The sequence below is a fragment of the Staphylococcus sp. FSL W8-0056 genome, from assembly GCF_037963075.1.
GTDB lineage: Bacteria > Bacillota > Bacilli > Staphylococcales > Staphylococcaceae > Staphylococcus > Staphylococcus aureus.
Window position 1 is genome coordinate 1,675,167 of record NZ_CP150142.1, and the last position, 13,168, is coordinate 1,688,334.

Genomic DNA, 13,168 nt, shown 5'->3' on the forward strand with positions numbered 1-13,168 from the left:
GAGTTCTAAAGACTTAATATGAATTTTAAGTTCTTTTACTCTGTAAATTTTTTCGTGAAAAAACAATGATTATCTACCTTATTAGTGCAGATAGATAACCATTGTTTATCGTTCATTTATTATTCATTTGTTTCAATATTCATACGATCTAAAATCATTGTATAAGCATCATTACCCCATTGTAATGAACGTTTCACTCTAGAAATCGTTGCAGTCGATGCTCCAGATTCTTGTTCAATCGTTGCATAGGTATAACCTTGCTTAATCATTTTAGCAACTTGTAATCTTTGAGACAGTGATTGAATTTCATTTACAGTACACAAATCATCGAAAAATTGGTAACATTCTTCTCTATTTTCTAACGTTAGTATTGCATCAAACAATTCATCTAACGCTGCACCTCGTAATTTTTCAATTTGCATATCGAAACAACCCCTATAATTTTATTCTTTATGTCATTTTAACGCATTAATCTATTAAAGTGTAGCGATTTATATTTTATTAAATCTGAATCGTTACTTTATTTAATTTTATGCTAATCCAGCGCGTTCGAAAATAGTGTCAACTTGATTCAAATGATGTTTAGGATCGAAACATTCATCTAATTCTTCTTTTGTTAAAACACTTGTAATAGACTCATCTTGTTCGATTAATTCACGGAAAGGTGTTTTCGTTTCCCAAGATATCATCGCTTTTGGTTGTACTTTGTCGTATGCTTCTTCACGAACCATACCTTTATTAATTAATGCTAATAAGACACGTTGTGAGAAAATCAGACCAAATGTTTTATCTATGTTATTACGCATATTATCTTCAAATACAGTTAAACGGTCCACAATATTTGTGAAACGATTCAATGCATAATCTAGTGCTATTGTAACATCTGGTAACATAATACGCTCAGCAGAAGAATGAGAAATATCTCTTTCATGCCATAATGGCACATTCTCATAAGCTGTAGTAATATAACCACGAATGACTCTTGAAATACCTGTGATATTTTCAGAACCAATTGGATTTCGTTTATGAGGCATTGCAGATGAACCTTTTTGGCCTTTTGCAAATGCTTCTTCAACTTCTCTTGTTTCGGTTTTTTGAAGGTTACGAATTTCAACGGCAAATTTTTCTAGTGACGTCGCGATTAATGCTAATGTCGCAATATAGTATGCATGTCGATCGCGTTGCAATGTTTGCGTTGATACAGGCGCTGTGCCAATACCTAAATGTTTACACACATAACTTTCTATTTCAGGAGGAATGTTAGCAAAAGTACCTACTGCACCACTCATTTTCCCTACTTCAATTTCTTCTCTTACTTGTTTGAAACGTTGTAAGTTACGTTGCATTTCCGTGTACCACAATGCCATTTTGACACCAAATGTAGTTGGTTCTGCATGCACTCCATGTGTACGTCCCATCATCAATGTATATTTATAATTTTTTGCTTTTTCAGCTAAAACGTCGATAAATCTTTCTAAATCTTTTTCAATAATGTCATTTGCTTGTTTAATAACGAAACTTAAAGCTGTATCTACAACATCAGTAGAAGTTAAACCATAATGTACCCACTTACGTTCTTCACCTAGCGTTTCAGAAACTTGTCTAGTAAAGGCTACAACATCATGGCGCGTTTCTTGTTCAATTTCTTGTGCACGTTCGACATTTACCTTTGCGTTTTGACGAATTTTTTGTACGTCAGCTTTCGGTATATGTCCTAATTCACTCCATGCTTCACATGCTAAAATTTCCACTTCTAACCATGCTTCATAGCGATTTTGATCAGTCCAAATATTAGACATTTCTTCTCTAGAATAGCGTTCAATCATTTTTTTAACTCCTATCGTATGTATACTCGAATTTTCAAAAACAGAACATTTTTAATAAAAATAAACAAAAAGTTCGTTTTTAACTCTACTCTTCACAGTTTAACAGAATTGGTTATAAATGTATAAAAAATTTCCGTATATTCTCATTCTATTTTATTTTTTACATTAATACAATTATCTATGGCAGATTAATACTGATTTCTAATTGTAAATGTTCGCAATACTTTAATCTAATTGGTATTTATAATGATCCATTAAGAATATATTTTTGCATTTTAGTTTTTCTCCCCTCAACTACACTATCCAACTTTTTATAACAATTAGGACAATCAATAGCTTTAGTAATACCAGAATTTATTCACTTTACTTCTCCTATTGTATGGAATTTTCAACAATCTACTTTTCCTAGTTTCATAATATTTCTTCTTACATTTCATAATATGTTTTAAAATTATTCGCTTCTAATATAACAAATTTTCTACTCACAAAAAGAATATATATTCTATTGCATAGGTGTGGCATTTTAAATATAAGACATTAATATTGAACTCCAGAATCGTATAAATACGAAACTGATTATAGAAAAATACGCAGAGATTTTTTTAATAGTAAATTTTTATAGAAAGACATAAATTGACTACGCTTCTTTCAAAATCGACTAATATATTTTCATGAAACTTTCGATCATATTAATTATTGAATGAGATGTTTGCAATTTAGTAAATAAGCTACTAAATTATTACATAAACTGATAATGTGTAAAAATTAATTATTTTTTAAACATAGATTAAAATTTTATATTGAAACTCTTAACTAAATTTAATATAATTATTTTATAATAAAATGAAGGAGTTTTTATATGAAAAGAAACTTTCCAAAATTAATAGCTTTAAGTTTAATATTTTCTTTAAGTGTTACCCCTATTGCAAACGCTGAGAGCAATTCAAATATCAAAGCAAAAGATAAGAAGCATGTGCAAGTTAATGTCGAGGACAAGAGTGTTCCTACTGACGTACGTAATTTAGCGCAAAAAGACTATCTTTCTTATGTTACTTCACTTGATAAAATCTATAATAAAGAGAAAGCCTCGTATACACTTGGTGAACCTTTTAAAATTTATAAATTCAACAAAAAGAGTGATGGTAATTATTATTTTCCAGTTTTGAACACTGAAGGTAATATCGATTATATAGTTACAATTTCACCAAAAATCACTAAGTATTCTAGTTCATCTTCTAAATACACAATCAATGTTTCTCCATTTTTATCTAAAGTCTTAAATCAATATAAAGATCAACAAATTACTATTTTGACAAACTCAAAAGGTTACTATGTGGTTACTCAAAATCATAAAGCTAAACTAGTACTAAAAACACCACGTCTAGAAGATAAAAAGTTAAAAAAGACTGAGAGTATACCTACTGGCAATAATGTAACGCAACTAAAGCAAAAAGCTTCTGTCACTATGCCAACTAGTCAATTTAAAAGTAATAATTATACTTACAACGAGCAATATATAAATAAACTTGAGAATTTCAAGATAAGAGAAACTCAAGGTAACAATGGTTGGTGTGCAGGCTATACGATGTCTGCATTACTAAATGCGACTTATAATACTAACAAATATCATGCAGAAGCTGTGATGAGATTTTTACACCCAAACTTACAAGGACAACGATTCCAATTTACTGGTTTAACGCCAAGAGAGATGATTTATTTTGGACAAACTCAGGGAAGAAGTCCACAACTTCTTAATAGAATGACTACATATAATGAAGTTGACAATCTTACTAAAAATAATAAAGGAATTGCTGTTTTAGGTAGTAGAGTAGAATCAAGAAATGGTATGCACGCAGGGCATGCCATGGCAGTTGTTGGGAACGCTAAATTAGATAATGGACAAGAGGTTATAATTATATGGAATCCATGGGATAATGGTTTTATGACTCAAGATGCTAAAAACAATGTTATTCCAGTATCCAATGGCGACCATTATCGATGGTATTCATCTATTTATGGTTATTAAAATTTGTATTTTAGAAAGGTAAATAATATTATGGAACAAATTGAATTATTTAGTATTGATAAATTCAAATGTAATTCAGAGGCTAAGTATTATCTTAATATTATTGAGGGAGAATGGCATCCTCAAGATTTAAATGATAGTCCTTTAAAATTTATTCTCAGTACCTCAGACGATTCTGATTACATTTGCAAATATATAAATACAGAACACAAACAACTCACATTATATAATAAAAATAATAGCTCAATTGTTATTGAAATATTTATACCAAATGATAATAAAATACTACTAACAATTATGAACACAGAAGCTTTGGGAACTTCTCCTAGAATGACTTTCATTAAGCATAAGTCATAAGACTATCTAGATATGATTAAGTAAACTATTAATCTTATTAAAGGTCTCTAGGAAGAAAAAATTTCATGCGATGAGATTGTTTTAGAAAAAGCGACGATATATATAATCTAACAATAATTTTTAAAATATTAAGAACCCCCAGCATATGCTTTATATAGCTTGCTGGGGGTTTCTCATACAATATGGATCGAGCATCTTGCATGTATAAACAAATAGGCTATTCAAAGTAAAATTACTCAAACTTTGAATAGCCTTTCCTCTTCAAATAGTCTTTATTTAAATTGGATTATGTTATTGGATTTTCTTACCTACAAAAACGATTTCTTGATGTGATACTTCAACCGTGCCATCTTTTTGCTCTTGAAACACGGGTTTTTCAATACGTTTTACCGGCATATACCCTTGCATTTTCATTCGTGACAAACAATCAGCAATTGTTTCATTCTCATTTACTTTGAATTTCATGTTCTACTACACTTTCCAGTTCTTCTGGTTCATAATCTTTAAGCTTTCTACGACGAATGCCTTTAGTCCAGAATCCACCATGTATGTTTCGAGGTTCATACGCAATGATAAATGCTTTCGGATCTAAATTTTTTATCGTATCCATCAATTTACGTTCATATTTTCTTGGTGTTAAAATTTGCATCACCATACGACTACCATCTCTACCAAACGCAGCATAGTGCGTAACGCCATATCCTAAATTTCGAAGTTCATTCGGTAAATCTAACTCATATTCTGCTGAAGTTACATTTACAACTGTATAACCTAATGCCAGTTTTTCTTCTATTTTCATACCAACAATGATACCTATTGAAAAACCAAATGCGTAGGCAATAATATTTTGAATATGGTCTAAATTAGACATAACCAAACCTAAACCAACGATATAAACTAATACTTCTAAAAAACTAACTGATGCAGCAATATAACGATAACCTTTCAACGTTAAAATTGTTCGCATCGTTAAAAACGTTACATAACAAACGTTAATGATAAATATAGTTAGTACCATTAACCATGGATTTTCTGTTACGAATGACATAAGGCGCCCCACTCTCTTTCAATTACACTTTAAATACCAAACTGCTTCAACCTAACCTTAATGAATGCATATTAATATAATATAGTACGAAAACTCTCATAAATAAATAGCGAATTTGTCATAAATAAAAATTTATTCTCAAATGAACATACTTACTTTAGTTCATACACTTTCAATTTATACACTGAAGTAGTCTAGCTGAATGTGGTTTAATGTTATTAATTCTAACTCATATTTAATTTAAGTCACACGTTAGAAGAAAAAATTAAATTAGGATTTTGGCCACGTGTATCTTGTATATGCAAGTTCACGTTTGTGTGCATTTCGTATATAATGATTTTCAATTACTTTTTGTTCTTCTGGCGTAACTGGCTTACCTTCTAAATAATTATCAATCGCCTCATAAGTTACACCTAATGCATCTTCATCTGGAAGCTGTGGTTTATCATCTTCTAAATCAGCAGTTGGCGTTTTTTCATATAATTCCTTTGGCGCACCAAGATACGCTAATAATTGACGACCTTGTCGTTTATTCAAACCAAATATAGGTGCGATATCTGCAGCACCATCACCGTACTTCGTATAAAACCCAGTTATATTTTCAGCTGAATGATCTGTTCCTACTACAATACCTTGTCGGTTTGAAGCAATTGAAAATTGTACTTTCATACGTTCACGCGCTTTTTCATTTCCTTTTTGGAAATCTGTAAGAACAATACCAGCTTCTTTTAATGATTGCACACTTTGATCAACTGCAGGCTTAATATTGACTGTTACTATTTCATCTGGTTCAATGAATCGCAAAGCTTGGTCAACTTCATCAGCATCTTTTTGAACTCCATAAGGTAATTTAACTGCAATAAACGTACAATCAATGCCTTCTTCACGTAATTCGTTAACAGACATTTGTACTAGTTTTCCAACTAATGTAGAATCTTGTCCTCCTGAAATACCTAACACTAAAGATTTTATAAATGAATGTGATTGTACATAATTTTTTATAAATTGCTTTAATTCCATAATTTCTTCAGCACTATCGATACGCTTTTTCACTTTCATTTCTTGTACAATAACGTCTTGTAATTTACTCATTATCTTCTTCCATCTCCTTAACGTGTTCCGCAACTTCAAAAATACGTTTATGTTTATTATCCCAACATGCCTTGCTTAAATCGACTGGATATTCTTGTGGATTAAGGAAACGCTTATTTTCATCCCAAATAGATTGTAATCCTTGTGCTAAATATTCACGTGATTCATCTTCTGTTGGCATTTGATATACTAATTTACCATTTTCATAAATATTATGATGCAAATCAATGGCTTCGAAAGATTTTATAAATTTCATTTTATAAGTATGCACTGGATGGAATAATTTTAAAGGTTGTTCATCGTATGGATTTTCATTTTCCAAAGTAATATAATCGCCTTCTGCCTTACCTGTTTTCTTGTTTATAATGCGATATACATTTTTCTTACCTGGCGTCGTAACCTTTTCAGCGTTATTTGATAATTTAATACGATCACTATATGAACCCTCTTCATTTTCAATAGCTACAAGTTTATATACTGCACCTAATGCTGGTTGATCGTATCCTGTAATCAGCTTTGTACCAACGCCCCAAGAATCTACTTTTGCACCTTGTGCTTTCAAACTCGTAATCGTTTCTTCATCCAAATCATTAGACGCGATAATTTTAGTTTCAGTAAATCCTGCTTCATCAAGCATACGTCTTGCCTCTTTAGATAAATAAGCGATATCTCCAGAATCCAATCGAATACCTACAAAGTTAATTTTGTCACCTAATTCTTTTGCAACTTTTATTGCATTTGGCACGCCAGATTTTAAAGTATGGAATGTATCTACTAGGAACACACAATTTTTATGTCTTTCAGCATATTTTTTGAAGGCAACATATTCATCTCCATAAGTTTGGACAAATGCGTGTGCATGTGTACCAGACACAGGTATACCAAATAATTTACCTGCCCTAACATTACTTGTAGAATCAAAGCCCCCGATGTAAGCAGCTCTAGCGCCCCACAATGCTGCATCAATTTCTTGCGCACGACGTGTACCAAACTCCATTAATTTATCATTTGATGCAATTTGACGAATTCTACTAGCCTTTGTTGTAATTAGTGTATGGAAATTTACAATGTTTAATAAAATTGTTTCTATTAATTGCGCTTGAATCAATGGTGCTTCTACGCGTAACAATGGTTCGTTACCAAAGCATAATTCGCCTTCTTGCATCGAACGAATGCTTCCTGTGAATTTTAAATCTTTTAAATATGATAAGAAATCATCCTTGTAGCCAATAGACTTTAAATATTCCAAATCAGATTCTGAAAATCCAAAATGTTCTATAAAATCAATGACGCGTTTTAAACCATTAAAAACAGCATAGCCACTATTAAATGGCATTTTTCTAAAATACAAATCAAATACAGCCATTTTTTCATGAATATTATCATTCCAATAACTTTCAGCCATATTTATTTGATATAAGTCATTATGTAACATTAAACTGTCGTCTTCTAATTGGTACACTTGTATCTCTCCAATCGACCTAAATATTTTCTTACATTTTATCATAATTCATTTTTTTATATACATAAGAGCCCCTTAATTTCCATACTTTTAATTAAAATCAACCAACAATTTAATGACATATACATAATTTTTAAGAGTATTTTAATAATGTAGACTATAATATAAAGCGAGGTGTTGTTAATGTTATTTAAAGAGGCTCAAGCTTTCATAGAAAACATGTATAAAGAGTGTCATTATGAAACGCAAATTATCAATAAACGTTTACATGACATTGAACTAGAAATAAAAGAAACTGGGACATATACACATACAGAAGAAGAACTTATTTATGGTGCTAAAATGGCTTGGCGTAATTCAAATCGTTGCATTGGTCGTTTATTTTGGGATTCGTTAAATGTCATTGATGCAAGAGATGTTACTGACGAAGCATCGTTCTTATCATCAATTACTTATCATATTACACAGGCTACAAATGAAGGTAAATTAAAGCCGTATATTACTATATATGCTCCAAAGGATGGACCTAAAATTTTCAACAATCAATTAATTCGCTATGCTGGCTATGACAATTGTGGTGATCCTGCTGAAAAAGAAGTTACACGCTTAGCAAATCACTTAGGTTGGAAAGGAAAAGGTACTAATTTTGACATGTTACCACTGATTTACCAATTACCTAATGAGTCAGTTAAATTTTACGAATATCCTACTTCATTAATTAAAGAAGTACCTATTGAACATAATCATTATCCAAAATTAAGAAAATTGAACTTAAAATGGTATGCAGTCCCTATCATTTCCAATATGGACTTAAAAATCGGTGGCATTGTATATCCAACTGCACCCTTTAACGGTTGGTATATGGTAACTGAAATTGGCGTACGTAACTTTATTGATGATTACCGTTACAATTTACTAGAAAAAGTTGCAGATGCGTTTGAATTTGATACACTTAAAAATAATTCATTTAATAAAGATCGAGCACTTGTTGAATTGAACTATGCTGTGTATCATTCCTTTAAAAAAGAAGGCGTATCAATTGTCGATCATTTGACCGCTGCAAAGCAATTCGAACTATTCGAACGTAACGAAGCACAACAAGGTCGTCAAGTTACCGGAAAATGGTCTTGGCTAGCACCGCCATTATCTCCAACATTGACGTCAAATTATCATCACGGATATGACAATACAGTAAAAGATCCAAACTTTTTCTATAAAAAGAAAGAATCAAATGCTAACCAGTGCCCTTTCCATCATTAAGTTAGTAGAGGTGTAGCATATGCAATTATATTATTTAGGCCCTAAAGGTACATTTTCATATTTGGCTTGTCGTCAGTATTTTTCTGAAAATGAAGCAACTTTTCAACCAAAGTCAAATTTATTTGAAGTCATCAAGGCAGTTGCAGATGATGACACATCGATTGGTGTTGTCCCTATTGAAAATTCTATAGAAGGAACAATCAACATTGTGGCAGATGCACTTGCACAGCAAGATGTCTTTGCACACGGTGAAATACGTTTAGATATTAACTTTGCATTATATGGTAATGGAACAGATTCCATTTCTGATATTAAAAAAGTGTATTCTATTGCACCAGCAATCAGTCAAACAACAAATTACATACATCAACATCAATTTGACTATGATTATGTCGACAGTACAATTCAAAGTTTGACTAAAATTGAAAATGGCGTTGCAGCAATTGCACCTTTAGGTAGTGGCGAAGCTTATGGTTTTACACCTATTGATACACATATTGAAGACTATCCACATAACGTGACACGTTTTTTAGTTATAAAAAATCAGCAGCAATTTGATCAAAATGCGACATCATTGATGTTTTTAATTACACCAATGCATGATAAACCTGGGCTGTTAGCAAGTGTGCTTAATACATTTGCTTTGTTTAATATTAATTTATCCTGGATTGAGTCTCGTCCTTTAAAAACACAATTAGGTATGTATCGATTTTTCGTTCAGGCTGATTCTGCAATTACAACCGATATAAAGAAAGTCATTGCTATTTTAGAAACCTTAGATTTCAAAGTAGAAATGATTGGTGCTTTTAATTAAACTTTATTTTCTAGGTTCTACAATTTAAATAAAATAAAGAGTCAACCAAGGATTAAAATAGGAATCCATCCTTGGTTGACTTTCTTTTGTTTGTATTGTTTTTACACGATGCTGCGGTATACGTTTCATTACCACTCGTTCAAGCAATTGCTAATGTAACCTTTTATTTTTCGTTCTAATCTGCAATTACTATTTCAATGGCAGTGGTTGATTTATATCAATACCTAAAACTATAGGCATTACATAATACACGACTAAAATAATAATTATTGCACTGATTAAGTTTACCCAGAATCCTACTGATGCCATTTGTTTGATAGATATTTTACCTGAACCAAAGATAATTGCATTCGGTGGTGTCCCTACTGGTAACATGTATGCACAGTTAGCCGCCATAGCTGCAGGTGCCATAAGTAGTAATGGATGCACTCCAACAGCAACAGACAACGTTGCTAAAATCGGTAAAATCATCGTTGCAGTTGCAGTATTAGATGTCACTTCAGTTAAAAATAAGACAAAGATTGTTATGACAATTACAATAAGAATCGGACTAACACCATTTAATGATTTCAACTGTTCGCCTAACCATTTTGCTAAACCACTTTCAGAAATACCTTTCGCTAATGCTAAACCGCCACCAAATAAAATTAATACACCCCAAGGGAGCTCTTTTGCAACTTCCCAGTCAATGATACGGCGATGTTTTTCAGTATTTTTAGCTGGAATAATAAATAATAATATTGATATAAAAATAGCAATCGTACCATCTGCAACAGATGACGTAACTTCCCATTTTTTCAGAAGAAACTCTCTTGTAATCCATAATAAGCTGGCAAGTACAAAGATAGTTTGTACTACCTTTTCTTCATACTTCATTTTGCCAAGCTCGTCTAACTTTTGTTTAATTAACGTCTGACCACCAGGTAAATATTTCAAATCATGTCTAAACGCAACATATCTTAAATAGAGCCAAGTAATACCTAACAAAACAATGACCGTTGGAATCCCTACAATCATCCATTTAGCAAAACTAATTTCATGTCCAAAATGTTGCATGTATTGTCCTTTTAAAATAATTAATGGCGGGGTTCCGATTAATGTACCCAAGCCACCAATCGTACCTGCATAGCCAATTGCTAAAACTAGAGATTTTTCAAACTTTTGAATACTTGTTTGATTCGTATTGGCTTCTTGTAAATCATGTGCTTCCTTAATAATTGCTAAACCAATCGGAATCATAATCATTACAGCTGCAGTGTTCGATACAAACATAGATAAGAATCCTGTTGCCACCATGAATCCAAGTAATATTTTTGAAGTGCTTGCACCAATTAAATTAATAATAGTCAAAGCTACTCTCGTATGTAAATTCCATCTTTCCATTGCAATTGCCAAAATAAATCCACCTAAAAACAAAAAGATAATATCATTGCCATATTCGGATGATACTTGTTCTGGTGTAAGTATGTGACCTAATGGTAATAACACAATTGGTAATAAGCTCGTTGCTGCAATAGGAATTGCTTCAGTAATCCACCAAGTCGCAATCCATAAAGTAATCGCTAAGACATATACGCCTTTCCAAGGTAAGTCTTGTGGATGAAAGAACAATAATGTTAATAGGAAAAGTAATGGACCTAATATTAGTCCAATAAGTTGTCCCGCACTAAACGGTTTCTTTTTCTTTGATTTTGAAAAGAATGTTAAATACCTTTTCGATATCATTGATTGATGTTGATTGAAATAAGCCATAAATTTCCCCCTCATGATGATTATGACAAGCTACTTCAACTCACTATATTAGAGTATAGAAAGTTGTCTATCTTGTATTATCATTACCGTCAAAATACCCCTTTTATCAGATAATTGGGTTTATTATAGCATATTTATACCGTTTTATGAATGCGCTTTCAAAAATTATCTACTATTCTTAATCCTAATGTCATGCGAAACTTTTTACTTTTTTATTTCATCTATATTGATTGTAGTAACTTGAATACCCGCTTCAACAGGACTTAAAAACACTGTATCAATATCTTCTAAATGAATTGATTGAGTCGAATTATTGAATGTATTCCCAACGATTAATACATCTTTATGTTTAACATTATTATAATTACGTACATGTATCGCATCTTTAGACATTGATCCTTTAAATTCATTTCCAATTATATTCATATTTATGCCTGCTTGGGAACCTAAGTCTTTTCCTGTCATCACATCTGCTGCATTTTTACCATCTCTAACTCCTAAATATCTAATACCACCCTCACAGTTAATAAACTTATTATTAATAATGAAAGCATCTTTATACTTCAAGGGAGTTAATGCATAACCTTGTATATCTTCAAATATATTATTTCTAATATGAATATTCTCATAGTAACGATTATGTCTACTTGCATGTGAGCCAATAGCACGATTCCAACTTCCCATTTCGGGCAATTCTGAAGGTCCAAAATAACAATCTTCGATAACGACATTTTTCGTTATCGTACCATCTGTCGTTCCGAATTTTGGAAAAGCACCAGGTACTTGAATGTCTAATTGTATTGCTTCAGAATAAAAGCGTTCGCCACTATAGTCTATGAATCCTTCAAATGAACAGCTTTTAATATAGAGTCCGTTAATCCCACAAGCATCAATTGCATGACCACTCACTACATTCTTAATGGTCACACCTATTAATTGAATATCTTCAGCATGCCCAATGCACATAGCTGTATTGTTATAAGGATACGATACACCATTCATATCAAACTTGCCGCCTTTAATATGAATATGACTGTGTCCATTATAACCACGATAAAAACCAAAGCGATGACCATTTTTTAATAAAGGACCAGAATGACATCGGCGTAAAATAGTTTCATTATCTAACAAAAGTGTTGTATTGCCATATATCGTTAATGGTTTGCAAATATCATACGTCCCTTTCGGTATATAAACTGTCGTTGGTTTACATCTTCCACGATTTAACGCACGTTGTATTGCTCGAGTATCTTTAGTTTTGTTTATGCCTGTTAACCCATAATCTTTCATATTGATATACATAAATCGTCATCCTTTGTCTATTTTCTAATTACTCATATATTAACCAATTATTCAAATTATAATCGTGTTAGGTTGATTTAGCAGATAGTCATAAATCTCGTGATGCCATCTATTAGCATTTTTATATTCAAAACATCAACACTTGATATTAGTTCTAAGTTTGTCACATTTAGTATTCTATTACAGCTATTTTAAAACTATCGCAAAAACTTCTTATATTATTTGTTGA

General features: G+C 31.7%; 13 protein-coding genes. 5 read left to right on the forward strand and 8 right to left on the reverse strand.

Annotation, left to right across the window (positions count from 1 at the left end; translation table 11 throughout):
- Positions 1-119 precede the first annotated feature (119 nt).
- Entirely contained in the window at positions 120-422 is a 303-nt protein-coding gene (locus tag NSS86_RS08415) for a YerC/YecD family TrpR-related protein (protein ID WP_001165363.1), read from the reverse strand.
- A 108-nt stretch (positions 423-530) separates the two neighbouring features.
- Positions 531-1,826 carry an adenylosuccinate lyase gene (gene purB, locus NSS86_RS08420; RefSeq protein ID WP_000572878.1) on the reverse strand — a complete coding sequence of 432 codons (1,296 nt, stop codon included), beginning with the start codon at positions 1,824-1,826 and terminating at the stop codon, positions 531-533.
- A gap of 859 nt (positions 1,827-2,685) precedes the next feature.
- Here purB and scpA point away from each other — a divergent pair.
- Both scpA and NSS86_RS08430 read left to right on the forward strand, forming a co-directional pair.
- Positions 2,686-3,852 (forward strand): cysteine protease staphopain A, encoded by a 1,167-nt coding sequence (gene scpA / locus NSS86_RS08425; RefSeq protein WP_000827746.1) that lies wholly within the window; start codon positions 2,686-2,688, stop codon positions 3,850-3,852.
- 30 nt (positions 3,853-3,882) lie between these two features.
- Complete coding sequence (locus tag NSS86_RS08430; RefSeq protein ID WP_000434933.1) at positions 3,883-4,209, forward strand: staphostatin A; 327 nt, start codon at positions 3,883-3,885, stop codon at positions 4,207-4,209.
- Positions 4,210-4,500: 291 nt separating this feature from the next.
- On the opposite strand, the gene NSS86_RS08435 is transcribed toward NSS86_RS08430, so the two are convergent.
- From NSS86_RS08435 to NSS86_RS08450, 4 genes are all read right to left on the reverse strand, one after another.
- Positions 4,501-4,674, reverse strand: a complete 174-nt coding sequence (locus NSS86_RS08435; protein WP_000669862.1) for an NETI motif-containing protein — start codon at positions 4,672-4,674, stop codon at positions 4,501-4,503.
- Positions 4,655-5,257, reverse strand: a complete 603-nt coding sequence (locus NSS86_RS08440) for a DUF2179 domain-containing protein (protein ID WP_000011542.1) — start codon at positions 5,255-5,257, stop codon at positions 4,655-4,657. Before NSS86_RS08440 ends, NSS86_RS08435 begins: the two co-directional genes overlap by 20 nt.
- Before the next feature lie 270 nt (positions 5,258-5,527).
- Positions 5,528-6,349 (reverse strand): ammonia-dependent NAD(+) synthetase, encoded by an 822-nt coding sequence (gene nadE, locus NSS86_RS08445; protein ID WP_000040866.1) that lies wholly within the window; start codon positions 6,347-6,349, stop codon positions 5,528-5,530.
- Positions 6,342-7,811 (reverse strand): nicotinate phosphoribosyltransferase, encoded by a 1,470-nt coding sequence (locus NSS86_RS08450; protein ID WP_000284436.1) that lies wholly within the window; start codon positions 7,809-7,811, stop codon positions 6,342-6,344. Before NSS86_RS08450 ends, nadE begins: the two co-directional genes overlap by 8 nt.
- 183 nt (positions 7,812-7,994) lie before the next feature.
- On the opposite strand from NSS86_RS08450, the gene NSS86_RS08455 reads away from it, so the two are divergent.
- The 3 genes from NSS86_RS08455 to NSS86_RS08465 all read left to right on the forward strand — a co-directional run bounded on the left by NSS86_RS08455 (position 7,995) and on the right by NSS86_RS08465 (position 10,064).
- The gene (locus NSS86_RS08455; RefSeq protein ID WP_000897634.1) at positions 7,995-9,071 is read left to right on the forward strand and encodes a nitric oxide synthase oxygenase; all 1,077 of its coding nucleotides are present in this window, start codon (positions 7,995-7,997) and stop codon (positions 9,069-9,071) included.
- 19 nt (positions 9,072-9,090) lie between these two features.
- A complete protein-coding gene (locus NSS86_RS08460; protein WP_001177828.1) occupies positions 9,091-9,885 on the forward strand; it encodes a prephenate dehydratase in 795 nt (264 codons plus the stop codon).
- 71 nt (positions 9,886-9,956) lie between these two features.
- Positions 9,957-10,064: a hypothetical protein gene (locus tag NSS86_RS08465; protein WP_001802312.1), complete on the forward strand. Its 108-nt coding sequence runs from the start codon at positions 9,957-9,959 to the stop codon at positions 10,062-10,064.
- A 10-nt stretch (positions 10,065-10,074) separates the two neighbouring features.
- On the opposite strand, the gene NSS86_RS08470 is transcribed toward NSS86_RS08465, so the two are convergent.
- Entirely contained in the window at positions 10,075-11,637 is a 1,563-nt protein-coding gene (locus tag NSS86_RS08470) for an SLC13 family permease (RefSeq protein ID WP_000323161.1), read from the reverse strand.
- Between the two features lie 204 nt (positions 11,638-11,841).
- Positions 11,842-12,939, reverse strand: a complete 1,098-nt coding sequence (locus tag NSS86_RS08475; protein ID WP_000275727.1) for a glycosyl hydrolase family 28-related protein — start codon at positions 12,937-12,939, stop codon at positions 11,842-11,844.
- Positions 12,940-13,168: the final 229 nt, after the last annotated feature.

Bases quoted from the DNA above. Each gene is read 5' to 3' on its own strand.
- NSS86_RS08470 (WP_000323161.1), bottom strand. From the start codon at position 11,637: ATGGCTTATTTCAATCAACATCAATCAATGATATCGAAAAGGTATTTA.
- NSS86_RS08475 (WP_000275727.1), bottom strand. From the start codon at position 12,939: ATGTATATCAATATGAAAGATTATGGGTTAACAGGCATAAACAAAACT.
- NSS86_RS08430 (WP_000434933.1), top strand. From the start codon at position 3,883: ATGGAACAAATTGAATTATTTAGTATTGATAAATTCAAATGTAATTCA.
- purB (WP_000572878.1), bottom strand. From the start codon at position 1,826: ATGATTGAACGCTATTCTAGAGAAGAAATGTCTAATATTTGGACTGAT.
- NSS86_RS08415 (WP_001165363.1), bottom strand. From the start codon at position 422: ATGCAAATTGAAAAATTACGAGGTGCAGCGTTAGATGAATTGTTTGAT.
- scpA (WP_000827746.1), top strand. From the start codon at position 2,686: ATGAAAAGAAACTTTCCAAAATTAATAGCTTTAAGTTTAATATTTTCT.
- NSS86_RS08435 (WP_000669862.1), bottom strand. From the start codon at position 4,674: ATGAAATTCAAAGTAAATGAGAATGAAACAATTGCTGATTGTTTGTCA.
- nadE (WP_000040866.1), bottom strand. From the start codon at position 6,349: ATGAGTAAATTACAAGACGTTATTGTACAAGAAATGAAAGTGAAAAAG.
- NSS86_RS08455 (WP_000897634.1), top strand. From the start codon at position 7,995: ATGTTATTTAAAGAGGCTCAAGCTTTCATAGAAAACATGTATAAAGAG.
- NSS86_RS08440 (WP_000011542.1), bottom strand. From the start codon at position 5,257: ATGTCATTCGTAACAGAAAATCCATGGTTAATGGTACTAACTATATTT.
- NSS86_RS08460 (WP_001177828.1), top strand. From the start codon at position 9,091: ATGCAATTATATTATTTAGGCCCTAAAGGTACATTTTCATATTTGGCT.